Origin of the sequence: Thiemannella venezuelensis (assembly GCF_014203605.1) — a bacterium.
GTDB classification, from domain to species: domain Bacteria; phylum Actinomycetota; class Actinomycetes; order Streptosporangiales; family Streptosporangiaceae; genus Planomonospora_A; species Planomonospora_A venezuelensis.
Map to the genome: position 1 here is coordinate 48,188 of NZ_JACHJJ010000019.1, position 22,974 is coordinate 71,161.

The 22,974-nt window shown below is 71.6% G+C and carries 26 protein-coding genes; 3 read left to right on the forward strand and 23 right to left on the reverse strand.

Annotated features, from left to right (window positions below; all coding sequences use genetic code 11):
• Positions 1–1,086, forward strand: a complete 1,086-nt coding sequence (locus FHS22_RS24995; protein WP_184945441.1) for a suppressor of fused domain protein — start codon at positions 1–3, stop codon at positions 1,084–1,086.
• 12 nt (positions 1,087–1,098) lie between these two features.
• Here the strand turns inward: FHS22_RS24995 and FHS22_RS25000 are convergent, their stop codons facing one another.
• From FHS22_RS25000 to FHS22_RS25025, 6 genes are all read right to left on the reverse strand, one after another.
• On the reverse strand, positions 1,099–1,926 hold the full coding sequence (locus FHS22_RS25000) for a phosphatidate cytidylyltransferase (protein WP_338047931.1): 828 nt from the start codon (positions 1,924–1,926) through the stop codon (positions 1,099–1,101).
• 68 nt (positions 1,927–1,994) lie between these two features.
• Positions 1,995–2,552 (reverse strand): ribosome recycling factor, encoded by a 558-nt coding sequence (frr, locus tag FHS22_RS25005; protein WP_184945443.1) that lies wholly within the window; start codon positions 2,550–2,552, stop codon positions 1,995–1,997.
• Positions 2,553–2,766: 214 nt separating this feature from the next.
• The gene (gene pyrH, locus FHS22_RS25010) at positions 2,767–3,465 is read right to left on the reverse strand and encodes a UMP kinase (RefSeq protein ID WP_221474072.1); all 699 of its coding nucleotides are present in this window, start codon (positions 3,463–3,465) and stop codon (positions 2,767–2,769) included.
• A 121-nt stretch (positions 3,466–3,586) separates the two neighbouring features.
• A complete protein-coding gene (tsf, locus tag FHS22_RS25015; protein WP_184945447.1) occupies positions 3,587–4,420 on the reverse strand; it encodes a translation elongation factor Ts in 834 nt (277 codons plus the stop codon).
• A 158-nt stretch (positions 4,421–4,578) separates the two neighbouring features.
• Positions 4,579–5,499: a 30S ribosomal protein S2 gene (gene rpsB / locus FHS22_RS25020; RefSeq protein ID WP_184945449.1), complete on the reverse strand. Its 921-nt coding sequence runs from the start codon at positions 5,497–5,499 to the stop codon at positions 4,579–4,581.
• Positions 5,500–5,893: 394 nt separating this feature from the next.
• Positions 5,894–6,496, reverse strand: a complete 603-nt coding sequence (locus FHS22_RS25025; protein ID WP_184945451.1) for an ArsR/SmtB family transcription factor — start codon at positions 6,494–6,496, stop codon at positions 5,894–5,896.
• A gap of 68 nt (positions 6,497–6,564) precedes the next feature.
• Here FHS22_RS25025 and FHS22_RS39350 point away from each other — a divergent pair, with 68 nt between their 5' ends.
• Positions 6,565–7,032, forward strand: coding sequence for a hypothetical protein (locus FHS22_RS39350; RefSeq protein ID WP_221474073.1), 468 nt, complete (start codon positions 6,565–6,567; stop codon positions 7,030–7,032).
• Positions 7,029–7,652 (forward strand): murein hydrolase activator EnvC family protein, encoded by a 624-nt coding sequence (locus FHS22_RS25030; RefSeq protein ID WP_338047932.1) that lies wholly within the window; start codon positions 7,029–7,031, stop codon positions 7,650–7,652. Before FHS22_RS39350 ends, FHS22_RS25030 begins: the two co-directional genes overlap by 4 nt.
• 98 nt (positions 7,653–7,750) lie before the next feature.
• Here the strand turns inward: FHS22_RS25030 and dprA are convergent, their stop codons facing one another.
• The 17 genes from dprA to FHS22_RS25110 form a co-directional block, all read right to left on the reverse strand.
• Complete coding sequence (dprA, locus tag FHS22_RS25035) at positions 7,751–8,983, reverse strand: DNA-processing protein DprA (protein ID WP_338047933.1); 1,233 nt, start codon at positions 8,981–8,983, stop codon at positions 7,751–7,753.
• The gene (locus FHS22_RS25040) at positions 8,980–10,605 is read right to left on the reverse strand and encodes a YifB family Mg chelatase-like AAA ATPase (protein WP_184945454.1); all 1,626 of its coding nucleotides are present in this window, start codon (positions 10,603–10,605) and stop codon (positions 8,980–8,982) included. Before FHS22_RS25040 ends, dprA begins: the two co-directional genes overlap by 4 nt.
• Positions 10,606–10,656: 51 nt before the next feature.
• Positions 10,657–11,010, reverse strand: a complete 354-nt coding sequence (locus FHS22_RS25045) for a YraN family protein (RefSeq protein ID WP_184945456.1) — start codon at positions 11,008–11,010, stop codon at positions 10,657–10,659.
• 226 nt (positions 11,011–11,236) lie between these two features.
• A complete protein-coding gene (locus tag FHS22_RS25050) occupies positions 11,237–11,560 on the reverse strand; it encodes a DUF2469 domain-containing protein (RefSeq protein WP_067184127.1) in 324 nt (107 codons plus the stop codon).
• Between the two features lie 190 nt (positions 11,561–11,750).
• A complete protein-coding gene (gene lepB / locus FHS22_RS25055; protein ID WP_184945458.1) occupies positions 11,751–12,353 on the reverse strand; it encodes a signal peptidase I in 603 nt (200 codons plus the stop codon).
• Positions 12,354–12,362: 9 nt separating this feature from the next.
• The gene (gene lepB / locus FHS22_RS25060; protein ID WP_184945460.1) at positions 12,363–13,232 is read right to left on the reverse strand and encodes a signal peptidase I; all 870 of its coding nucleotides are present in this window, start codon (positions 13,230–13,232) and stop codon (positions 12,363–12,365) included.
• A 316-nt stretch (positions 13,233–13,548) separates the two neighbouring features.
• Positions 13,549–13,902, reverse strand: coding sequence for a 50S ribosomal protein L19 (gene rplS / locus FHS22_RS25065; protein WP_184945461.1), 354 nt, complete (start codon positions 13,900–13,902; stop codon positions 13,549–13,551).
• A 157-nt stretch (positions 13,903–14,059) separates the two neighbouring features.
• Entirely contained in the window at positions 14,060–14,866 is an 807-nt protein-coding gene (gene trmD, locus FHS22_RS25070; protein ID WP_184945463.1) for a tRNA (guanosine(37)-N1)-methyltransferase TrmD, read from the reverse strand.
• A 2-nt stretch (positions 14,867–14,868) separates the two neighbouring features.
• On the reverse strand, positions 14,869–15,384 hold the full coding sequence (gene rimM / locus FHS22_RS25075) for a ribosome maturation factor RimM (RefSeq protein WP_184945464.1): 516 nt from the start codon (positions 15,382–15,384) through the stop codon (positions 14,869–14,871).
• Positions 15,385–15,483: 99 nt separating this feature from the next.
• Complete coding sequence (locus tag FHS22_RS25080; RefSeq protein ID WP_184945466.1) at positions 15,484–15,726, reverse strand: RNA-binding protein; 243 nt, start codon at positions 15,724–15,726, stop codon at positions 15,484–15,486.
• A 1-nt stretch (position 15,727) separates the two neighbouring features.
• The gene (gene rpsP, locus FHS22_RS25085; protein WP_184945468.1) at positions 15,728–16,189 is read right to left on the reverse strand and encodes a 30S ribosomal protein S16; all 462 of its coding nucleotides are present in this window, start codon (positions 16,187–16,189) and stop codon (positions 15,728–15,730) included.
• A 234-nt stretch (positions 16,190–16,423) separates the two neighbouring features.
• On the reverse strand, positions 16,424–16,549 hold the full coding sequence (locus FHS22_RS38355) for a hypothetical protein (protein ID WP_260408257.1): 126 nt from the start codon (positions 16,547–16,549) through the stop codon (positions 16,424–16,426).
• The gene (ffh, locus tag FHS22_RS25090) at positions 16,546–18,093 is read right to left on the reverse strand and encodes a signal recognition particle protein (protein ID WP_184945469.1); all 1,548 of its coding nucleotides are present in this window, start codon (positions 18,091–18,093) and stop codon (positions 16,546–16,548) included. Before ffh ends, FHS22_RS38355 begins: the two co-directional genes overlap by 4 nt.
• Before the next feature lie 131 nt (positions 18,094–18,224).
• Complete coding sequence (locus tag FHS22_RS25095) at positions 18,225–18,818, reverse strand: GTP-binding protein (protein ID WP_184945470.1); 594 nt, start codon at positions 18,816–18,818, stop codon at positions 18,225–18,227.
• The gene (locus FHS22_RS25100; protein WP_184945471.1) at positions 18,799–19,257 is read right to left on the reverse strand and encodes a DUF742 domain-containing protein; all 459 of its coding nucleotides are present in this window, start codon (positions 19,255–19,257) and stop codon (positions 18,799–18,801) included. The genes FHS22_RS25095 and FHS22_RS25100 overlap by 20 nt, the downstream gene beginning before the upstream one ends.
• A 34-nt stretch (positions 19,258–19,291) precedes the next feature.
• Positions 19,292–19,714, reverse strand: coding sequence for a roadblock/LC7 domain-containing protein (locus FHS22_RS25105; protein WP_184945472.1), 423 nt, complete (start codon positions 19,712–19,714; stop codon positions 19,292–19,294).
• A 34-nt stretch (positions 19,715–19,748) separates the two neighbouring features.
• The gene (locus tag FHS22_RS25110; protein ID WP_184945473.1) at positions 19,749–22,745 is read right to left on the reverse strand and encodes a sensor histidine kinase; all 2,997 of its coding nucleotides are present in this window, start codon (positions 22,743–22,745) and stop codon (positions 19,749–19,751) included.
• Positions 22,746–22,974: the final 229 nt, after the last annotated feature.

A 22,974-nucleotide genomic window follows, 5' to 3' on the forward strand; every position in this document is an offset into this window, starting at 1 on the left:
ATGGCGACATTCCGCTCCGCAGGGACGCGGGGAGACGGCGTCGAGGTCGTGCTCACCGATGTCAATCCCTACGGGAGCCGGACCCTGGTGGTCGAGCGCGACGAGATCTCCTCGGTAGCTTACCTGTGCGCGCCCACGGGGGAGGTGCACGGAGCGGTCTGGCTGGCCAACCACGTGCCGGCCCCGCCTGCCATCGATCTGAACCGGCTGAACTCCGAACTCCCCCCGGTGACGCCCCGGGCCAACACCCGGCACCCCTCCGGACGGCCGCCGCTGGGCACACTGCGGCCGCTCTGGTTCGAGGAGGGCGACGGCGTCGCCCTCTACGAGAACGACGAGCTGCTCGCGGTCATTCCTGGCTGGGCGGACATGAGGCGGGCCATGCCGGGCTACTCCCGCGACGCGGTCGGCGAGACGCCGTTCGCCTGGTCGCTGGAGGAGGCCCGCGACGGGCTGGCCCCCCGGCTGGACCGAGCCCGCGCCTACTGGGAGTGGCGGAGCGGAGACGGCGCCTGGGCGTCGTTCCAGCAGTTCGTGATGGGGCATCTGGACCGGGCCGTCGGCTCCGCCGGCCGGTTCTGGGACGCCGGCGGCGGGCGGCTGCCGACCGTGGGGATCACCGAGCGGCCCCCGGAGCGCGGCCGGCGGCACAGCATCCTGTCCACGGTCGGCATGAGCTGCCAGCGCATGCCCACCGTGGAGCAGTACATCGACCGGCCGGACGCCTACGCCCGGGTCGAGCTCGCCGTCGCCACCCCCCGCGACCCCCGCGAGGCCGCCCGGCTGCTGGTCTGGCTGGGCCAGTACCCATGGCACTCGGTCACCTGGCTCGGCCACGGCCACACGGCCCGGTGGTACCACCGGCCGGAGACGTTCCCGCTCGGCCCCGGCTACGGCGGCGTCATCATGCTGACCGCCCTGCCCGGCCTGCCGGACCTGTCAGGGTTCACCTTCGGCGGCGACGCCGTGCAGTGGCTCTGGCTGCTGCCGGTCACCGAGGACGAGCTGCGGCTCGTGGCAGCCGAGGGACACGAGCCGCTGATCCCCCGCCTCTCGGCCGCCCGGCTCACCCGGGCGACGGCGTAGATCCCACGTGCCTCACGTGAGCAGGGTCAGCAGCGCCCACACCGGGATCAGCGCGGCGACGAGGGAGTCGAGACGGTCCATCATCCCGCCGTGGCCGGGCAGCACGCTGCCCATGTCCTTGACCCCGAGATCCCGCTTGATCACCGACTCGACCAGGTCGCCGAGCGTGGCGAAGACCACCACGACCGCGCCGATCAGCACGCCCTTCCAGACCTCGGCCTCCAGCAGCCACGCCGTCAGCCAACCGCCCACGGCCATGCAGGCCAGCGCCGACCCGGCGAACCCCTCCCAGGTCTTCTTCGGGCTGATCACCGGGGACATCTTGTGCCTGCCGAAGGAGATCCCCGCGAAATAACCGCCGATGTCGCTCGCGACGGTGGTGGCGATGAAGACCACCACCTGGTCCGGCCCCTCCGTCGGATGCTTGAGCAGCAGCGCCACGAACCCGGCGAGCATCGACGGGTAGACCGTGACCAGGACCGTCGCACCGATGTCGCGGACATACCCCTCGGTCCCGCGGAACATCCGCCAGACCATCAGGGCCAGCACGGTCATCGCGAAGATCCCGAGCAGCCAGCCGGGCCCGCCCAGATAGGCGCCGCCGATCATGGCCGCCATCCCGGCGAGCACCGGGACCATCGGAACCTCCGCGTCCCTGGCCGCGAACGACCGGACGAGCTCCGTCACCCCCACGCCCACCGCGGCGGCCACCACCAGGAGGAAGAGCCACTTGAAGGGGGAGTAGAGGGAGCCGATGACGGCCGCTCCCAGGCCGACGCCCACCGCGATCGCGGCGGGAAGGTTCCGGCCGGTACGGCTACCGCCCGCCGCTGGTTCCACAGGGTCCTACTCTCATACGCAAAATCCTTGTCCCGCGCGGAAGACCCGCGCAGGACAAGGACCATGGCTCAGACTTCGAGCAGCTCGGCTTCCTTGTGCTTGAGCAGCTCATCGATCTTGGCGACGTGCTTCTGGGTGAGGTCGTCGAGCTCCTTCTCCGCACGGCGCACCTCGTCCTCGCCGGCCTCGCCGTCCTTGACCATCTTGTCGAGGGCCTCCTTGGCGTGGCGGCGGATGTTTCGCACCGAGACCCTGGACTGCTCGGCCTTGGTACGGGCGACCTTGATGTACTCCTTGCGGCGCTCCTCCGACAGCTCCGGGAAGGCCACCCGGATGACCTGCCCGTCATTGCCCGGATTGACACCCAGGTCGGAGTCGCGGATGGCGCGCTCGATCGCGCCCATGGCCCCCTTGTCGAAGGGCTGGATGATGACCATGCGAGCCTCGGGGACGTGGAACGAGGCCAGCTGCTGAATGGGGGTGGGGGTCCCGTAGTACTCAGCGTTGATCTTGTTGAACATCGACGGGGTGACACGGCCCGTGCGGATGCCGGCGAAGTCGTCCTTCGCCACCGAGACGGCCTTGTCCATTTTCTCCTCGGCTTCGAGGAGGGTTTCGTCGATCACAGCGGCTCCCTGTCTTCTACGTCACTCACCGTTCCTCACGCGCTTCACGGACCGCCGCCGTGCCGGAGGCGCGCCTCCGGTGAACACGTGCCGCGTACCGCTCCGCTCGCTCCGTCGGGTTCGCACCTGTCTGCCGGTCACTCACCCTCCTCACTCACTTCACGGACCGCTCCTACGTCGCGTACCGCTCCGCTCGCTCCGTCGGGTTCGCTCCCTATTTCCCTGCCGGGCTCACCAGCGTGCCGATTTTCTCACCGCGTACGGCCCGCAGGATGTTGCCCTCGCCCATGAGGTCGAAGACCACGATCGGCAGTCCGTTGTCCATGCACAGGCTGATGGCCGTGGCGTCCATGACACCGAGACCACGGGTCAGCACCTCACCATATTCGAGATGGTCGAACCTCACGGCGTCGGAGTTCTTCCTCGGGTCGGCGTCGTAGACGCCGTCCACCTGGGTGCCCTTGAGGAGCGCCTCGGCGCCGATCTCCAGCGCACGCTGGGCGGCGCAGGTGTCGGTGGAGAAGAACGGCGAGCCGAGCCCGGCCCCGAAAATGACCACGCGCCCCTTCTCCAGGTGACGGATGGCGCGCCGGGGCAGGAAGGGCTCGGCCACCTGCTGCATGGTGATCGCGGTCTGGACACGGGTGTCGATGCCCCGCTTCTCCAGGAAGTCCTGGAGCGCCAGGCAGTTGATGACGGTGCTGAGCATGCCCATGTAGTCCGCGCGGGCGCGATCCATACCGCCCGCGGAGAGGGCGGCGCCGCGGAACATGTTGCCCCCGCCGACCACGACGGAGACCTGCACGCCCACGCGGACCGCCTCGGCGATCGAGTCGGCCAGGTGACCGACCACCTCCGGGTCGATGCCCATCGGCTCGCTGCCCGCGAAGGCCTCACCGGACAGCTTCAACATGACGCGCTTCCAGCGAAGCGTGCCCGAATACGACGAAACCGCCGACGTAGCGGGTCCTGGGTTCTCCTGCACGACGGCGGCCTCCTCGTAAGGTGTTCTGCTGAGAGAAGCTGGGTTAAGCCTAAGCCTGGCCGACCTTGAAACGGACGAAGGCCTCGACCTTGACACCGTTCTCGGCCGCGTACTTCTCGATGGTCTTCTTGTTGTCCTTGACGAACGCCTGCTGGAGCAGGGTGAAGTCCTTGTACCAGCCGTTGACGCGACCCTCGACGATCTTGCCGATGGCGGCCTCGGGCTTGCCCTCCTCGCGGGTCATCTCCTCGAAGAGCGCGCGCTCCTTCTCGATGACGTCGGCGGGGACCTGCTCGGCGTTGAGGTACTTCGGGGCCATCGCGGCGGCGTGCTGCGCGATGTCCTTGGCGACCTCGGCGTTGGCGGTGTCGAGCTGGACGAGGACGCCGACCGTCGGCGGGAGCTGCGGGTCGCTCTTGTGCATGTAGGCGCCGACGAAGCCGCCCTCGAGGAGCGCGAAGCGACGGATCTCGATCTTCTCGCCGAGAGCCGCGTTGGCCTCGTCGAGCAGCTCCTTGACGGTCTTGCCCTCGATCTGCGAGTCGAGCAGGGCCGGCACGTCGCCCGGCCTGGTGGCCAGGATGTGCGCGACGACCTGGGCCGCCAGCTCCTGGAAGCGGTCGCCCTTGGCGACGAAGTCGGTCTCGCAGTTGAGCTCCAGCAGCGCGGCGGCGGAGTCGCCGTCCTGCTTCAGGGCGACGAGGCCGTTGGAGGCGGTGCGCGCCTCACGCTTGCCGACGTCCTTGGCGCCCTTGAGGCGCAGGAGCTCGACGGCGCGGTCGAAGTCGCCCTCGGACTCCTCCAGCGCCTTCTTGCAGTCCATCATGCCGGCCGCGGTCAGCTCACGAAGCCGCTTGACGTCGGCCATGTTCACGGAAGCCATTGTCTTTTCCTCGTGGGAATCATCACTGATCTCAGAAGTCGGCAGGAGATCGGTGTCTGGGTGGATCGGGTGGGCGCCCGGAGCGGGCGCCCACCCGGAAGGAGCCTTGCGGGTCGTACGGCTGCGCGCCGTACGGAAAGGACGTCGTACGAGAGAGGCTATGCCTGCTCGGACTCGGCGCCCGGAGCGGCCTCGGCCTCGGCGTCGTTCTCGGCGACCGGAGCGGCCTCGGCGGCCTCGGTCTCGGCAACCTCGGCCTCGGCGGCCGGGGCGGCCTCGGCGGCCGGGGCGGCGGCGCCCTCGAGGAGCTCCTGCTCCCACTCGGCCAGCGGCTCGGCGCCACCGGCGACGGCCGGCTTGTCGTCGCCGCCACGGCCGGCGCCGGCGCGGGCCATGAGGCCGGCGGCGACGGCGTCGGCGACGACGCGGGTCAGCAGGCCGACGGCGCGGATGGCGTCGTCGTTACCCGGGATCGGGTAGTCGACCTCGTCCGGGTCGCAGTTGGTGTCGAGGATCGCGACGACCGGGATGTTGAGCTTGCGGGCCTCGCTGATCCCGATGTGCTCCTTCTTGGTGTCGACGACCCACACCGCGCTGGGCACGCGGGACATGTCGCGGATACCGCCGAGGGTGCGCTCCAGCTTCTCCTTCTCGCGGCGGCGCATGAGGAGCTCCTTCTTGGTGAGCCCCGACGCGGCGACGTTGTCGAAGTCGAGCTCCTCGAGCTCCTTCAGGCGCTGCAGCCGCTTGTGCACGGTGGAGAAGTTGGTGAGCATGCCGCCCAGCCAGCGCTGGTTGACGTACGGCATGCCGACGCGGGCGGCCTGCTCGGCGATGGCCTCCTGGGCCTGCTTCTTCGTGCCGATGAACATGATCGTGCCACCGTGCGCGACGGTCTCCTTGACGAAGTCGTAGGCACGGTCGATGTAGGACAGCGACTTCTGCAGGTCGATGATGTAGATGCCGTTGCGCTCGGTGAAGATGAAGCGCTTCATCTTCGGGTTCCAGCGACGGGTCTGGTGACCGAAGTGCACGCCGCTCTCGAGCAGCTGCCGCATGGTGACGACGGGGGTGGACATGGATCGTCCTCCAGATCGGGGCGCCCATCGCTGGGCGCGGTTCCGGTTGACGCGGCAGCCCTCGGCTGCCGCCCTGATGCCCCCGGGCCGCTCCAGCCGGACTCTCGTCCGGACCGGGGGAACGGCCCCTGATGGGGCATGCGAAGTCGGCCTGCCAGTGACAGGCCATCGGAAATTGTACCCTTAGCGCCGCCGCCTCCCGACCTTTCGGCGTCGAGCCGCGCTCAGCCGCAGGCCGGACGCGCGTCCGGACGCCGGATGGAACGGCGCGCCCACCGGGTGGAGCGCCCGGCCGCCGTCCGGTGCGGGCCGCCGGTCGGAAGCCCGCCCGGCGGTCGCGAGCAAGCCTCCGCCGCGTGGAGGAGACCCCGGCCGCTCCGGCCGCACGGGTGCGTCAGCCGTCGGAGGAAGGCGCGTGCGTTCTCCGCTCGACGCGGGGGAACAGCGTGATGTGCGCCTCGGCGACCCGTGCGCCGGGCGGCGCCTCGCTCCGATCCCTGCCGTTGAGCCGGTAGGGGTCGATGAGCTCGCCGATCCGCTCCGTGAGCTCCTTCATCTCGGCCGCGTCCAGGAACAGCACGGAACGGACGAACGTGCTCGCCTCCCGCCACTCCGGCGGCTCCCGGTCGAAGTTGCGCAGGGCGCGGCCGGCCTCGGCGGCGGCCTCGTCGCGGACCATCTGGATCAGCGCGTCCTTGGCGGCCCGCACCTCGGGCTGGTCGTCGGGTTCGGGGCTGACGGTCCAACTCGTCCTGACCCCCCGCCACAGCCGCTCCCTGCCGTCCCCGCGCGGCGGCGCGTCCTCGACGAAGCCGTACTTGGCGAGCATGCGCAGGTGGTAGCTGGCCGCGCTGGGGGTGATCCCGACGACCTCGGCGGCCTCGGTCGCGGTGACCGTGCCGTCCGTCTGGACCTTGTTCAGGATGGCGAGCCGGGCCGGATGGGCCAGCGCACGCATCGCCCTCGGATCGCTGAGCGGCTGCCTCTCCTTGGTCATGTGCAAACCGTACCCACTCCAGATATGAAGTATTGCCTTCACAACTCCGAAGGATTACTTTCATAAATGTGAAGCGAACCCTTCAGAAAGACCCGTGGCCGATGCACCGGTCCACTCCCCTGCGCGAGCGGCACGGCCACCGGACGCCGCTCCCCGTCCCCACCGCCACCGTCCCCGTCCCCAGCGCCGCCGCCCGCACCGGCTCCCGCACCGCCTCCGGCGGCGCCGAGGCCTCCCCGCCGGTCGCACCGCAGACCTGGCTCTCCCTGATCGGCGCCGCCGCGCGGCGCGCATGGGCCGCGCTCCGGGCACGGCGCACACGGCCGCTCCCCGGCCGCGGCACCGAGTTCCGCCTGTACGGCGGCGGATTCGCCCGGTACGACGACGAGCTCGCCCGGCACGGCAGGAGACTCCTCCGGGACGACGACCTCGTCCGGTACGGCGTCCGGGGGCCGTCCACAGCCTCGTCCGGCCATCCACAGAATCCCGATCGGTTCCTCGTGCACGCCTGGCCGATCTCATCCTTGCGAATGTGACTCCCCGATCCCTCACCGCGCTCGCCCTCCTGCCGGCCTTCCTGGCCGCGGTTCCCCCGCAGGTCACCGCGGCCCCGCCGCCCGTGGACACCGCGGCCCCCGCCTCCCGGGAGCGGCATCCCCTCCTCTCCCCGGCAGGCGCCCCAGGCCCCGGAGGTCCTGCCGTCCCCGGTCCCGCCAGGACGGTGGATCCCCCGCGTCGATGGGGATGGCCCCTCACCGGGCGCCCGGAGATCCTGCGGGGCTTCGCCCCTCCGCCGCAGCCCTGGCTGGCCGGCCACCGCGGTGTCGATCTCGCCGCCTCCCCCGGAGCGGAGGTCCGCTCGGCGGGTCCGGGCCGGATCGGCCATGCCGGGCCGCTCGCCGGGCGGGGCGTCGTCACCGTGCTCCACTCCGGCGGCCTGCGCACGACCTACCTGCCGGTCCGCGCGTCGGTCCGGGCCGGCCAGGAGGTCTCCACCGGCGAAGTGATCGGAGAGGTGCAGGACGTTCCGGGGCACTGCCCGGCCGGCTGCCTCCACTGGGGCCTGCTCCGGGAACGCGACTACCTCGACCCGCTGCTCCTCCTCGGTCTCGGCCAGGTCCGCCTCCTGCCGATCTGGCCCGCCGGACCGTCCTGACCCGACGGCCGCTCACGGCCCCGGCACCCGCGCTCCGGCATCCACCCGATCCGGGCTCCGCGCCCCACGGCTCACCTTCCTCTCCGGCCCCGCCCCGCTCAGGTCCGGTCCGCCGAACCCCCGGGGCGCAGGCGCCAGCCCCGGGGGACGCGCTCGACGTATCCGGCGGCGGCCAGAGCGCCGAGGCAGGAGAGCACGGTCTCGATGTCCACGCCCGCCGCCACCGCGATCGTCGCCGGGCCCGTCCCGGTCCGGGCGGGCACCGCCTCCAGGACCCGGCGGGTCTGCGGGCCCAGCAGGTCCCGTGGGACCACCGGACCGCGGGGTTCGGGGGCGAGCTCGTCCCCGATCACACCGACGAGCTCGGCCATCTCCGCGGGGGTGGTGACGCAGGCCGCCATGCCCTGCCGGATCAGCCGGTGGCATCCCGCCGAGGTGTCGGAGGTCACCGGCCCGGGCACCGCCGCCAGCAGGCGGTTGAGCGCCGCGGCATGGCCGGCCGTGTTGAGCGCCCCGCTGCGAACCGCGGCCTCGACGACCACGGTGCCCCGCGCCAGCGCGGCGATGAGCCGGTTGCGGACCAGGAAACGGGGCCGGGTCGGCCGCACGCCCATCGGGCACTCGCTCACCAGCAGGCCCTGCCCGCGCACGGCCGCGAACAGGTCGTGGTGAGCGCTGGGGTAGGTGATGTCGGCGCCGCAGGCGAGCACGGCGACGGTGGGCGCGTCGCACGCGAGGGCGCCGCGGTGGGCCGCGCCGTCGACGCCGTATGCGCCGCCGGAGACGACCCCGTGCCCCCGCTCGCTCAGCCCGGCCCCGAACTCCGCCGCGACATGCGTGCCGTACGGCGTGGCCGCCCGGGAACCGACGATCGCGACCGAGCGGACACAGGAGAAACGCAGATTCGCCTCACCGCGCAGCCACAGGGCGTACGGCCGGGACTCCCCGAGGTCGTCCAGCTGGGTCGGCCATTCGGAGTCGCCCGGGACGATCAGCCGGGCCCCCGCCCGTTCTCCCTCGGCCAGGTCCCGGACGGGATCGGCCTCCGCCAGCCGGGCCCGCCATGCGGCCAGGATCCGGCCGAGCCTCTCCGCCGTCTCTCCCGGGCCGGCCGCGCTCCGGTGGCGGACGCTCTCGAACCACCGGACGATCCCGGGGTCCAGCCGCCCCTCGCGGACCTGCGCGACGGCGGCCTCGGGACCGCAGGCGGCCACGAGCCTGCCCATCACCGCGTCGTCGGGCTCGGCCAGGCGCATCAGCGTGACCCGTGCGAGCCGGTCGTTCATCGTCCCTCCCTCGGCCGGGGCCCCGGCGCCGGTCCCGTCGTTCACCGCTCCTCCCCCAGCCACAGCGCGAGCGCGGCGCCGGTCTCCTCGACTCCCGGCCTGCGCCGGTCCGCGAGGTCGGCCAGGGTCCAGGCGACCCTGAGCACCCGGTCCAGGCCCCGCGCGCTCAGCACCCCGCTGTCCAGGCATTTCAGCAGCGGCGCCATCGCCTTCCCCGGCAGGCGGTACTCGCCGTGCAGGGCGCCCGTGGGCATCTCCGCGTTGCACCGCCACGGCGTGCCCGCGAACCGCTCGGCCGCGCGCTCGCGGGCGAGGAGCACCCGCCCGGCCACCACCCGGCTCGGCTCGATGAACCGGCGGTCGGCCAGCAGCTCCCGCCGGGTCGCCCGCAGGATGGGGGCCTTGACGTCGATGCGGTCCAGCAGCGGGCCGGAGAGCCTGGCCAGGTAGCGACGGCGGGTCATGGGGGTGCACCGGCACGGTTCGTCCCGGCTGGACGGCTGCGCGCACGGGCACGGGTTGGCGGCCAGCACGAGCATGAACCTGGCCGGGAACGTGACCGAGCCCAGCGACCTGGACACCGTCACCCGGCCCGACTCCAGGGGCTGGCGGAGCGCGTCGAGGACGTTCATCGGAAACTCGGGGGCCTCGTCCATGAACAGAACGCCCCGGTGCGCCAGGGAGACCGCGCCCGGCCGGATCACCCCGCTGCCTCCGCCGACCACGGCCGCGATGGTCGCCGTGTGGTGGGGCGCCACGAAAGGCGGGCGCTCCAGCAGCGGCCGGTCCGCCGGCAGCGTCCCGGCGACCGAGTGGATCGCGGTCACCTCGAGGGCCTGCTCCCGGTCGAGCGAGGGGAGCAGGGCGGGCAACCGCTCGGCGAGCATCGTCTTGCCGGTCCCGGGCGGGCCCAGCATCCAGAGGTTGTGGCCTCCGGCCGCGCAGACCTCCAGCGCCCGGCGGGCGAACGGCTGACCCGCCACATCGCCCAGATCGGGAGCGGCCTCCCCGGATCCCTCACCCCCCGGCGCCCGTGAGCCGCCGGGGGGCCGTGAGCCGTCCGGCCCGCCGGGTCCCTCCGCTCCGCCCGCCCCTCCCGCGCCGGGCTCCCTTCCGGGCGGATCGTCCGCGAGGACCGGCGGGACGTCCGCGCCGGCGCCGCGCAACCACCTCACCAGTTCCCCGAGAGAGGCGACGGGGACCACCGTCACCTCAGGCACCAGGCCCGCCTCGGCCGCGTTGCGTGCCGGGACGACGACCGTGCGGGCACCGGCGGCGACGGCCGCCAGAACGGCGGGAAGCACACCCCGCACAGGTCTGAGCGAGCCGTCGAGTCCGAGCTCGCCGAGGAAGAACGGATCGGCCACCCGATCTCCGGGCACCGATCCCGCGGCGGCGAGCAGCGCCACCGCGATCGCGAGATCGAAGATGCTCCCCCGCTTCGGCAGGCTGGCCGGGAACAGGCTCACCGTGATCCGTGCGTCGGGCCAGGGCTGGTGGCTGTTGACCACCGCCGAGCGGACCCGGTCCCGGGCCTCGCTCAGCGCGGTGTCCAGCATGCCGATGAGGTGCACGCCTGCCATGCCGCTTCCCACGTCGGCCTCGACGTCGACGACGTGGCCGGTCACCCCGACCAGGCAGACGCAGCGTGTGCGCGCGACGGCCACTCACACCACCCCCGGAACGGGCCCGGCTGTCCGCGACGGTCCGGAGGGCATTCAGCACACCCCCCGCTCGTGGCGGATGGCGAAGTCTCCGGCGAACCGCTCCAGCGCCACCACGTCGATCCGGACCGAGTCGAACCGTTCGGCCCGCGCGCTCAGCCACCGCCCGGCGAGCCTGCGCAGCCGGGCGAGCTTCACCGCGGTCACCGCCTCGAAGGCGGTCCCGTGGCTCCGGCCGGAGCGGGTCTTCACCTCCACCACGACGAGGTCCCGCCCGTCGCGGGCGACCACGTCGATCTCACCGTCCGGACACCGCCAGTTGCGGTCCAGGACCTGCATGCCGTGCGCCTGCAGGTAGTCGACGGCGATCTGTTCGCCGTGCTTGCCGAGCTCATCCTTCGCGGCCATGGAACCACCTCCGGTCCCCGACCCTGGCCCAGCTCACGGCCTCGGGAAGAGACCGAACCCGCTTCTGTGGACGTCTGGCCGGAGCCCGGCCGGGCCTGTGGAGAACCCGGGCGCGAGGCGCCGCGCGCTGCGGACCGGGTGCGGGAGGAGAGCGGCGGCGGAGAGCGGCCGCAGGCGGAAGCCGCCCGTGGCGCCGGGACGGCGCGTCTGCCGGGGAACCCCGCGGTCAGCCGGAGAAACCCTCCTTGGGCATCTCCAGGTCGGGCTTGGCCAGCTCTTCGACGTTGACGTCCTTGAACGTGACCACCCGGACGTTCTTGACGAACCTGGCCGGCCGGTACATGTCCCAGACCCAGGCGTCCTGCATCTTCACGTCGAAGAACACGTCGCCGTTCTCCGCCGTGCGGACGTCCAGGTCGACGGAGTTGGTGAGGTAGAAACGCCGCTCGGTCTCCACGACGTAGGTGAACAGGCCGACGACATCGCGGTACTCACGGTAAAGCTGCAGCTCCATCTCGGTCTCGTACTTCTCGAGATCCTCTGCGCTCATCCCGTTCCTCCTGTCACGCGCCTTCCCAGCCCGCCCGATCAGGCGACACCGGCCCCCACCTCATTCTTGCCCATCTCCATGCCCCGTCCCGACCGGACCGCCGTCCCGGGAGGGGGACGGCGCCTCGCCCGAGGGGCGTCCGCGGCGGCCCGCCGCGCCCGGGGCGCCGCGGCGAGCGGGCCCGGCACGGCTACCCGCCCTTGGTGAAGTCCTGCGTGAACGTGTCAGGCGTCGAGAGCACGGCCGCCCGCGAGAACGGCCAGTAGATCGCCACGGCCCGGCCGATCACGTCCTCCTCCAGGATCGCGCCGTTCGCCTCCTGCTCCTCGTGCCCGCGGGAGTCGTGGGAGGCCGCGCGGTGGTCGCCCATCACCCAGAGCCGCCCCTCGGGCACGACCTTCTCGAACTCGTCCCCGGAGGGGAAGTCGTCGGGGTGGAGGTAGGCCTTCTCGTCGAGGGGCACCCCGTTCACGGTGATCCGCTTCTGCGCGTCGCAGCACTTCACGGTGTCACCGCCGATCGCGATGACCCGCTTGATGGTGTCCTTGCCGTCCCAGCCCTTGAAGACCACCACGTCGCCGCGCTCGACCGCCCCGTGCAGTTTGTTGACGACCACCCTGTCGCCCACCAGCAGGGTGTTCTCCATGGACTCCGAGGGGATCCAGAACGACTGGAAGACGAAGGCCTGCAGCAGCAGCGCCACCACGACGCCGGAGACCAGCAGGAACAGTGTCTCGCGCAGGCCGCCCTTGCGGGAGGGCTTGTCCTGCTTGCTCTCGGGTTCGACAGTCATGAGGTACGGCTACCGCCTTGCACGCCGGCGACGACGCCACAGCACCAGCGGGACCGCGCCCGCGACGCCCCCGAGGAAGGGGGCTGCCCCTCCCAGGGCGGCCGCGGCGCCCAGCGCCGGCTGGCTGAACGTGTCGGGGATGGGGAGAGTGGTGGCCCTGGAGAAGGGCCAGACGATGACGAACGCCCTGCCGATCACCTGGTCGATCGGGATGGTGCCGCCGCCGGGGTCCTGCTGGTGCTCGCGGGAGTCGAGGGAGACCTGACGGTGGTCGCCCATGACCCAGAGCCGGCCCTTGGGGACCTTGATGTCGAAGCCCTCCCGGGACGGGACGTCACCCGGGTAGAGGTACGCCTTCTCGTCCAGGGGCACTCCGTTGACCGTGACCCGGCCCTTGTCGTCGCAGCACTTCACGGTGTCGCCGGGGACGCCGATGACGCGCTTGATGTAGTCCTTCTCGCCGGGCACCACGCCGAAGGCGGTGCCGACCGCGCGGAAGAACGCGGCCACCGGGTTGGACGGCTCCTCGAACTCCACCTCGCCGTCCCAGGAGTCCACGCCGGAGAAGACCACCACGTCGCCGCGCTCGATGTCGCGGACGTGGTAGACGAGCTTGTTGACCAGGACCCGGTCGTTCTTCAGGAGGGTGTTCTCCATCGACTCCGACGGGATGTAGAACGCCTGGACGATGAAGGACTTGATCAGGAACGCGAGGACCAGCGCGACGACGATCAGGACCGGTAGCTCCCGCCAGAAGGAGCCCTTCTTCTTGTCCTTGCCGCCCTTGGCCGTCTTCTTGGTGTCTTCCGCGACCACGTCCACCTCGTCCTCGACTGGTCGACGCGAGGCTGCGTCGCACGCCTGGTCTTCGCTAGTCATCTCTCACGAGCCTAGATGATGACCGGAGTTCAGCGACCGAGCCGGGGGTTAAGGACTGCTCCCGATTCCCTCATCCTCCCAGCGAGAAACCGCCGGGTTTACCCCATAGAGGAATCGCTTTTCCGTTATGGCCCTGACGTTTGCGGCGGTCGGGACCCCTCCGCCGGCCGCCCCGCGGTCCCCCGCCGGGAGGACGGCGGACCAGGGGCCGCTCGGCTCACAGGGGCGCCGGGCCCGCCCGGTGGGACGGCCGCCCCCCCGTACGCCGCAGGCCCGTCCCCCGCAGGGGACGGGCCTGGACGGAGCTTCGGACGCCTTAGCGGGCTTCGCGCTTCTCGCGGATGCGGGCGGCCTTGCCGCGCAGGTCGCGCATGTAGTAGAGCTTGGCGCGGCGGACGTCACCGCGGGTCACGACGGTGATCTTCTCGATGACCGGGCTGTGCACCGGGAAGGTGCGCTCCACGCCGACGCTGTAGCTGATCTTGCGGACGGTGAAGGTCTCACGGGCGCCGCTGCCCTGGCGGCGCAGGACGAAGCCCTTGAAGACCTGGACACGGGAGCGGTTGCCCTCGATCACTCGGACGTGGACCTCGAGCGTGTCACCGGGACGGAAGTTCGGGACGTCGCTGCGGAGCGTGGCCTTCTCGAGCTCGGTGATCAGCGTGTGCATGGCAGTGGTACCTCATTTACGCGAGCACGCGGAGGTCCACCCGGCCGCGGTGAGGCGGCATCGCGGTGGACGCACATGCTGGGCTGGCTGTGTCTTGGGAGCCGGGCTCTCGGGCCCGACGGCGCGCACCGGACTGCGGACAGTCGGCGGCAACGATTCAGTCTGCCACATCCTGGCCGCCCACCGGAAATCCGAGCTCCGCGAGCTCCGCGAGCTCGGAGAGAAGCGCCCGGTCGTGCTTGTCGAGACCCTCGGGAGGGAGCGCCGAGAGCAGCTCCGGACGGTTCTTCGCGGTACGGCGCAGCGCCTCGTCCCGCCGCCACCGGGCTATCTTCCCGTGGTGCCCGGAGAGCAGGATCTCCGGCACCCTGTGTCCCCGCCACTCGGGCGGCTTGGTGTAGACCGGGCCCTCCAGCAGGTTCTCCATCGCACCCGGGGCGAACGAGTCGTCCACGGCCGAGCGGGCGTTGCCCAGGACGCCGGGCAGGAGCCGCCCGACGGCCTCGACCATCACCAGCACCGCCACCTCCCCCCCGGCCAGCACGTAGTCGCCGATGCTGACCTCGTCCACCCGCAGGCGGGAGCCGTACTCGGCCATGACGCGCGAGTCGATGCCCTCGTAGCGCGCCGGGGTGAACAGCAGCCACGGCTCCGCGGCGTACTCCATGGCGAGCTTCTGGGTGAAGGGGACCCCGCTCGGCGTCGGAACGACGATCCGGGGGCGGGCGGCGGGATCGGCGTCGAGGACGTCGTCGAGGGCGGCGCCCCACGGGTCCGGCTTCATGACCATGCCGGGGCCGCCGCCGTAGGGCGTGTCGTCCACGGTGCGGTGCACGTCGTGCGCCCAGTCGCGGAGCTGGTGCAGGCGGATGTCGAGGGTGCCGCGCTCGCGGGCCTTGCCGATGAGGGAGACGCCGAGCGGGGCGAAGTACTCGGGGAAGATCGAGATGATGTCGATGCGCATGGTCAGGCGATCTGGTCCGGATCCAGCAGACCGGCCGGGCCGTCCACCAGGAGCGTGCCCTTCTCCAGGTCGATCTCCGGGACCAGCGCCTTGACGAACGGCACGTAGACCTCCCTGCCGCCGCGCCGGATCACCAGCAGGTCCTGGCCGTGGTGGAGCACGTCGGTCACCTCGCCGGCCCGCTCGCCGCCGGGGGTGACCACGGTGAGGCCGATGAGCTGGTGGTCGTAGAACTCGTCGGGATCGTCGGAGGGCGGGACGTCCGCCGAGTCGATGACGAGGGTGGTGCCGCGGAGCTCCTCGGCGCCGTTCCGGTCGTCCACGCCCTCGAAGCGGACCAGGAGGATCCCGGAGTGCCAGCGCCGGGACGCGACGACGAGCGGGCCGGCGGAGGCGGGGTCGGTGGACAGGACCGCCCCCGGGGCGAAACGCCGCTCCGGGTCGTCGGTACGCACGTCCACGGTCACGTCGCCGCGGAGCCCGTGCGGGCGGCCGATCCGGCCAACGACAAGCTGCACGCCCGTCTCCTGAAGTCAGAAATATGCGAAGAAAGAAGCTGAAGAAAGCAAACGGGTCACCCACACCGGTGGGTGACCCGTCCGCTCATGGAACCCGTGTCAGCGGACCTCGTCCAGGTCGAGCAGGTCGACCCGGACGTACTTGCCGTCGCCAAGCGCGTTCACGACGGTGCGGAGCGCCTTGGCCGTACGGCCGCCGCGGCCGATGACCTTGCCCAGGTCCTCGGGGTGGACCCGGACCTCAAGCACGCGCCCGCTGCGGATGCGGCGGGCCCGGACCTGGATCTCGTCGGGATGCTCGACGATGCCCTTCACCAGGTGCTCGAGGGCCTCCTCAAGCACCTCAGGCCTCGCCTTCCGGCTTCTCCTCGGCGGCGACCGGCTCGGCCGGGGTCTCGGCGGGGGCCTCGTCGGCCTTCGCCTTCTTCACCGACTTCTTCGGCGTGGTGGCGGCGGCGTCGAGGGAGAGGGTCTCCTTGGCCGCGGCCTCGTAGGCGGCGTGCCGGTCCGGCTTGGGCTCGGCGACGAGCTTCGGCGCCGGGGCGGGCTCGCCCTTGAACTTCTGCCAGTCACCGGTGATCTTGAGGAGCTTCAGCACCGGCCCGGTCGGCTGCGCGCCGACACCCAGCCAGTAGGCCGCCCGCTCGGCATTGATCTCGATGCGCGAGGGGTTCTCCTTCGGGTGGTACAGGCCGATCTCCTCGATCGCCCGGCCGTCACGCTTGGTGCGGCTGTCGGCGATGACGACACGGTACTGCGCATTGCGGATCATGCCGAGCCGCTTGAGCTTGATCTTGACTGCCACTGGTGTGGTCTCTCCTGCATTAGAGCGTGGGCGAGCGGCGTCTCATCGAGTGGGGCACGAGGAGCGGACCGCTACAGGGACAGGCACGACCGGCGGGGGTTAGAGGGCGCCCGCGTGGTCGGGATGTTCCAACATGTCATTGTGCCAGACGCACGGGGGTGTCCGGCCACCCGGCCGCACTCCCGTACGGCCGGGCCGGGAAAAATCTCGGCAATGCCGTCGGCCCGGGACGGCCTACTTGGGCCGGACCCCCAGCAGCTCCAGCGCGGCCACGGTGATGAACCCGAGGATGATGACCACCCAGATCCACCGGGCACGCGAGAAGAACCTGCCGTCGTCGCCGCCGTTCTCGTCGCTCACTTCTGCCCCGGGAACTTGAACGTGGAGGGGTCGAAGCCCGGCGGCAGCTCCAGGCCGGGCGGGAGCTGGCCGGCGCCCAGGTTGCCGAGGGCGCCGCCGAGGTCGGGGGTCTTCTCCGCACCGCCGGAGGCGGCCTTGCCGAGCGCCGCCTTGCGCGGGTCGCCGCTGACCCGCCGGCCCTTGGCCGCCTTCTTCTGCGCGCCCTTGCCCTTGCGCCCGCCCGGCATGCCGGGGATGCCCAGCCCGCCGGCCATCCGCTTCATCATCTTCTGCGCCTCGAAGAACCGCACGACCAGGTTGTTGACCTCGGTCACGGTGACGCCGGAGCCCTTGGCGATGCGCTCGCGGCGCGACCCCTTGATGATCTTCGGGTCCTGGCGCTCGCCCGGGGTCATGGAGCGGATGATGGCGGCGATGCGGTCCAGGTCGCGCTCGTCGACCTGGTTGAGCTGGTCGCGCATCTGCCCCATGCCGGGCATCATGCCGAGCAGGTTCTTGATGGGGCCCATCCTCCGGACCATCATCATCTGCTCGAGGAAGTCGTCCAGGGTGAAGCCCTCGCCCGAGGTGAGCTTGCCCGCCATCCTGGCGGCTTCCTGCTCGTCGAAGGTCTTCTGGGCCTGCTCGATCAGGGTGAGGATGTCGCCCATGTCGAGGATGCGGGAGGCCATCCGGTCCGGGTGGAAGGCGTCGAAGTCCTCGAGCTTCTCACCGGTGGACGCGAACATGATCGGCTTGCCGGTGACGTGGCGGACCGAGAGGGCGGCGCCGCCGCGGGCGTCGCCGTCGAGCTTGGTGAGCACGACGCCGTCGAACCCGACGCCGTCCATGAACGCCTGGGCCGTGGAGACGGCGTCCTGGCCGATCATGGCGTCGACGACGAACAGGACCTCGTCCGGCGAGACCGCGTCGCGGATGTCCGCGGCCTGCTTCATCATCTCCTGGTCGATGCCCAGGCGGCCGGCGGTGTCGATGACGACGATGTCGTGCTGCTGCCGCCGGGCGTGGTCGATCGACCGGCGGGCCACCTCGACCGGGTCGCCGACGCCGTTGCCGGGCTCGGGCGCGTAGACCGCGACGCCCGCCCGCTCGGCCACGACGGCGAGCTGCTGGACCGCGTTGGGGCGCTGGAGGTCGGCGGCCACCAGCAGCGGGACGTGGTTCTGCTCCCGCAGCCAGCGGGCGAGCTTGCCCGCCAGGGTGGTCTTGCCGGCGCCCTGGAGACCGGCGAGCATGATGACGGTCGGCGGGTTCTTCGCGTAGCGGAGCCGCCTGGTCTCACCGCCCAGGATCTCGATCAGCTCGTCATTGACGATCTTGACGACCTGCTGCGCCGGGTTCAGCGCCTGGGACACCTCCGCTCCGCGAGCGCGCTCCTTGACCTGCGCCACGAACGTCTTGACGACGGGCAGCGCGACGTCGGCCTCGAGCAGCGCGATGCGGATCTCGCGGCAGGTCGCGTCGATGTCGGCATCGGAGAGCCGACCCTTGGATCGAAGGGAGGAGAAGACCGATGTGAGCCGGTCGGAAAGCGTCTCGAACACGTGATTGGCCAGCCTCTGCGCTACAGGTCTGCGACTCGACCTCCCAGCCTATCCGCTGGAGGATGCGACCGGCGCCCCGGTGCGGTCGCGCCCGTGCGGGCGCCGCGGGCGGGAGGGCGGGATCACCCTGTTCAGCGGCCCCAGCCGGGGACGGCCATCCGGACGGTCAGGGCGTGCTCGACCAGGGTGATCAGGGTCGACTTCACCGCGTCGCGGGAGCGCGCGTCGGTCCGCGAGATCGGGATGCCGGGATCGAGCGTCAGAGCCTCCCGCACCTCCTCCTCCACGTGCGGGTAGCTCCCGTCCCAGCCGTTGAGCGCCACGACGAAGGGCAGCCGCGCCTCCTCGAAGTAGTCGATCGCCGGGAAGCTGTCGGCCAGCCGGCGGGTGTCGACCAGCACGACCGCGCCGATCGCGCCGCGGACCAGGTCGTCCCACATGAACCAGAACCGGTGCTGCCCGGGCGTGCCGAACAGGTACAGGATCAGGTCCCGGTCCAGGGAGACCCGGCCGAAGTCCATCGCCACCGTGGTGGTGGTCTTGTTGGGGGTGAGGCCGAGGTCGTCGATCCCGGCGCTCGCGTCGGTCATCACCGCCTCCGTGGTCAGCGGCAGGATCTCCGAGACCGCGCCCACGAACGTGGTCTTCCCGACACCGAAGCCACCGGCGACAACGATCTTGGTCGAGGTGAGGCCGCCGGAGCGGCTAGAGCCTGCGAAGTCCACTGAGCACCCTTTCCAGCAGGTTGAGGTCCGGCTTGCCCGCGTTCAGCTGGGGCTGGTGCAGCTGGATCAGCCCCTCGGCCGCCATGTCGGCCACCAGGATCCGCGTGACCCCCAGGGGGATGCGCAGCATCGCGGAGATCTCGGCGACCGAGCGCACGTGCCGGCAGAGGGCGCTGATCGCCTGGTACTCCGGCGTGCGGGTAGACAGATCGTGATGGATCGACGTCGCCGAGGAGACCAGCGCCTCCATGGCGAGCTGGGTCCGGGGGGCGGTGCGCCCCCCGGTCACGGCGTACGGCCGGACCAGGGAGCTCTGCTCCGCCGGCGCCGGCTGTACGTGATGCGAAGGACCACCCTGCTGCCGGTGGGCGTTGTCCGTCGACGCGTAGGGCGGCCCGCTCAGCGGGCCCCCTTCATCGGTCCAACCGCGGCCTGCCACGGCACCCTCCTAGGACAGTATCCATTGCGCACCCTCACCGGGGATGGGATGCCTGGAGCTCGGCTCGGACGGCCGGTGTCAGCACCTGCCCCGCCCGTTCGACGAGCAGGGTCATCTGGTACGCCACCAACCCCATGTCGCAGTCGGCCGCGGCCAGGACGGCCAGGCAGGAACCGTCGCTGATCGACATGATGAGGAGCAGCCCTCGCTGCATCTCCACCACGGTCTGGGTGACCGCTCCGCCCTCGAAGACCCGGGACGCGCCCTGCGTCAGGCTGATCAGGCCCGCGGCCACCGCGGCCAGCTGGTCGGCCCGGTCCCGGGGGAACCCGTCCGAGAACGCCAGAGGCAGGCCGTCGGACGAGACCACGACCGTGTGCGCAACGCCTGGCACGTTGTTCACGAAGTCGGTGATCAGCCAGTTGACCCCCCGAGCGGCCTGGCTCAGTTCTCGCACGTGCCTTCCTCCTTGCCGATCCTGCCGGACACGCTCACCGGTTCTCCCTGTCTGTGCCGGGACCCCGGCCGGGGCCGGGATACGCCTGGTCCTCGCCGATCTCTCCCTTGGCCACCGCCCTGCCCTGCCGTACCCCCCGCTGGAAGCTCGCCAGCCGGTTGCGCACGGCCTCCGGGGAGACCGTCGCCCGCGGGGCGGGAGCCTGCGGGGCGCTCCCCGCGCCGGAGGGGGCGGCGCCGGGCACCAGGTTCGCCTTCGGCACCCGCTTGGGCAGCCCGGAGCCGGTGAGCCCGCCCAGTGTCGGCTCGCTCGCCGCCTTGGCCGCCTGCCAGCCCGCGTCCGCGGGAGAGGACCACGCGTCCGACCGCAGCGGCGCCTGGACCGTCGCGGTCTCCTGCAGGTCCTCACTCCGCTCCCGCGGTGCGGGGGCGCCGGAGCCCTCGAAGGACCCGGAGTCCTCGAAGGACCCTGCCGGGGCGAGGGGCTCGGCCTTCTTGAACCAGTCGGACTCCACCGCCGCGAAGATCGGCAGGAACTCCTCCCGCTCCTCCTCCAGGGGGAAGGAGTCGTGCACCGCGGGCAGCGGGCCCGTGCTGTCCGCCGCGGTCGCGAACCCTCGCGATCCCGGCGGCGCGGCCGGATCCGGCCACGCCCCCGTGTCGCCGCCGCGCATCGGCCCCGTGGGCCACGGTCCTCCCGGCTCCTCGGCGAAGACGTTCGGCCAGCCGGGACCGGAGCCGGGCGCCGGCACGTGGCCGGGCCAGGGGGTGTCGACCGGAGACTGCCCGAAACCGCCGCTCCCGGAGAAGGACTGGAAGGGGGCGGCCCCCTGCCCCGCGTCGAAGGAGTTGAAGTCCTGCCTGGCCGCCTCGAACGAGGAGAACGCGGGGCGCGCCGTGTCCAGCGTGACCGGGCTCGCCAGCACCGGCGGCCGGTCGTCCATCGGGGAGAGCGAGGGCATCGACGGCATCGAGGACACGGAGGGCATCGACGGCGCAGAAGGCATCGACGGCATCGACGGCACGGCCGCGCCCCAGTCGCCCATCTGGGGCGCGGGGGGCATCCCGGCCGGCTGGCCCATGCCCGGCATCTGCGCGCCGACGGTCGCGAGCAGGTTCTCCGGCAGCAGCACCATGGCGGTCAAGCCGCCGCTGTCCTGCTGGCGGAGCTGCACCCGGATGCCGTGCCGCAGCGCGAGGCGGCCGACCACGAACAGGCCCATGCGGCGGGAGACCGAGACGTCCACCACCGGGGGGTTGGCCAGCCGCCAGTTCGCCTGCGCGAGTTCCTCACCGGTCATGCCGATGCCGAGGTCGGTCACCGAGATCATCACGCCGCCGCCGTCGATGCGGTTGCTCGACACGATGACCTTCGTCTCCCTGGGGGAGAAGGAGATCGCGTTCTCCACCAGCTCGGCGACCAGGTGCACGACGTCGTTGACGGACGTACCGGCCACCGCGACCCCGCCGGAGATCCGCAGGTCCACCCGTTCGTAGCTCTCGACCTCCGACAGGGAGGCGCGGACCACGTCGATCAGCGGGATGGGCTGGCTCCACCGGCGCGCGGGCTCCTGCCCCGCGAGGACCAGCAGGTTCTCGCTGTTGCGGCGCATGCGGGTGGCCAGGTGGTCGAGGCGGAAGAGGCTGCCGAGCCGCTCCTCGTCCTGTTCGCCCTGCTCCAGGTTCTCGATGAGCGCCAGCTGGCGCTCGACCAGGGTCTGGCTGCGCCGGGAGAGGTTGACGAACATCGCGTTGACGTTGCTCCGCAGCGACGCCTCCTCGCCCGCCAGCCGTACGGCCTCGCGGTGGACCTCGTCGAAGGCCCGGGCCACCTCGCCGATCTCGTCGTTCGAGGCCACCCCGATCGGCACGACCTCGGCCGCGGACATGTCGCCGGTCTCGCGGAGCTTCTGCACGGTGTCGGGCAGGCGCTGCCCGGCGACGGACAGCGCCTCGGTCCGCAGCTTGCGCAGGGGCTTGACCAGCGAGCGGGCGATGATCGCGGTGACGGCCAGGAGCAGCAGGAGGAGCAGGGCCGTCAGTCCTCCGGCGATCAGGGCGCTGCGCTGCTCGGACTCCTGCAGGGCCTGGCTCCGCGTGATGACCGTGCCGGCGACCTCCTTCTCCACCTCGCGCATCCGCGTGATGACGTCGGAGGCCGCGTCGAACCATGTGGCCTGGTCCCCGGCTCCGCGCTGGGACACGTCGACGCGCACGAGCGGGGCGTCCGCGCCGGCCAGGACCAGCGCGCGCAGCCGCATCGACTCCGCGCGGTCCTTCTTCTGGCTGCTCACGGTGTCGTCGAACAGCTGCTTCTGGGCGACCGTCGCCTCGGCCTTGAAGGTCGCGAGTTCGCTGTCGCGCCCCGCCCGGGCGGCGACGAAGGCGTCCAGGCTCTCGGAGGTGAACCTCCTCGCGGCGAGGGCGACGGCGAGGATGGCCCGTTCCTCGGACGCCTGCGCCTTGGCCCTGGCCAGCGCGCCGAACGCGTGCGCGCCGCCGGCGAGGACCTGGTCGGTGACGCCCTGGACGATGTCGTCGTGCAGAGCCAGCAGGTCGGTGATGGTCCGGGTGTACATGGAGATCGTGGGCTGGGCGGGGAGCTGGGTCTCCAACGCCGTCTTGCGCATGCTCCCGAGCTCGTCGATGCGGTTGCGCACCTGGGAGAGCTCGGTCCTGCCGCGCTCGCCGAAGTCGTCCGCGTCGTCCCCGCCGAGGATGAGGTCGAGACGGCCGCCGACGGCGCCGGCGGCCCTGTCGACGACCTCGTGCTGCTCCTTCAGCCTTTCCTGCCCGCCGGCCGGGCGTCCCTGCGCCACGAAGCGCGCCGAGAGATCGCGTTCCCCTTCGAGCTCGTGCGCCAGCTCGCTGAGCGCGGCGGCGAGCTCGGCGCCGGCGCGAACGCGCTCGTACTCGGCCGCGCTGCTGATCGAGGCGATCACCCGCAGGCCGCCCAGGACGATCATCGCGATGGTGGGGATGGCGATGAGAATGATCAGCCGCGACCGGACCCGCCAGTTCCGGAGGGCCATCCCTCCGCCCTTCCTGGCGGCCCGCGGCCCGAGATCCCGGCCCTGGGCGACGGCGGCTGGGGCGTTGGCCGGCTCAGACCTGAGCTCGCTGGGGATTGACGCTGTCCTCACTGGGCTTCCGCTGCCTCTCCTCGGACCCACTCTTCGCGGGGGATCGCGTCACATCAATTGATAAGCATGGGACGTCGATGCATCCATGGGGTAGAGGTTATTGGAGCACAACCGGAAG

Excerpts from the sequence above, each read along its gene's own strand:
- FHS22_RS24995 (WP_184945441.1), top strand. The coding sequence starts at position 1 with ATGGCGACATTCCGCTCCGCAGGGACGCGGGGAGACGGCGTCGAGGTC.
- pyrH (WP_221474072.1), bottom strand. The coding sequence starts at position 3,465 with ATGTTGAAGCTGTCCGGTGAGGCCTTCGCGGGCAGCGAGCCGATGGGC.
- tsf (WP_184945447.1), bottom strand. The coding sequence starts at position 4,420 with ATGGCTTCCGTGAACATGGCCGACGTCAAGCGGCTTCGTGAGCTGACC.
- rpsB (WP_184945449.1), bottom strand. The coding sequence starts at position 5,499 with ATGTCCACCCCCGTCGTCACCATGCGGCAGCTGCTCGAGAGCGGCGTG.
- FHS22_RS25025 (WP_184945451.1), bottom strand. The coding sequence starts at position 6,496 with ATGACCAAGGAGAGGCAGCCGCTCAGCGATCCGAGGGCGATGCGTGCG.
- FHS22_RS25045 (WP_184945456.1), bottom strand. The coding sequence starts at position 11,010 with ATGGCCGCGAAGGATGAGCTCGGCAAGCACGGCGAACAGATCGCCGTC.
- FHS22_RS25050 (WP_067184127.1), bottom strand. The coding sequence starts at position 11,560 with ATGAGCGCAGAGGATCTCGAGAAGTACGAGACCGAGATGGAGCTGCAG.
- lepB (WP_184945458.1), bottom strand. The coding sequence starts at position 12,353 with ATGACTGTCGAACCCGAGAGCAAGCAGGACAAGCCCTCCCGCAAGGGC.
- lepB (WP_184945460.1), bottom strand. The coding sequence starts at position 13,232 with ATGACTAGCGAAGACCAGGCGTGCGACGCAGCCTCGCGTCGACCAGTC.
- rplS (WP_184945461.1), bottom strand. The coding sequence starts at position 13,902 with ATGCACACGCTGATCACCGAGCTCGAGAAGGCCACGCTCCGCAGCGAC.
- trmD (WP_184945463.1), bottom strand. The coding sequence starts at position 14,866 with ATGCGCATCGACATCATCTCGATCTTCCCCGAGTACTTCGCCCCGCTC.
- FHS22_RS25110 (WP_184945473.1), bottom strand. The coding sequence starts at position 22,745 with ATGGCCCTCCGGAACTGGCGGGTCCGGTCGCGGCTGATCATTCTCATC.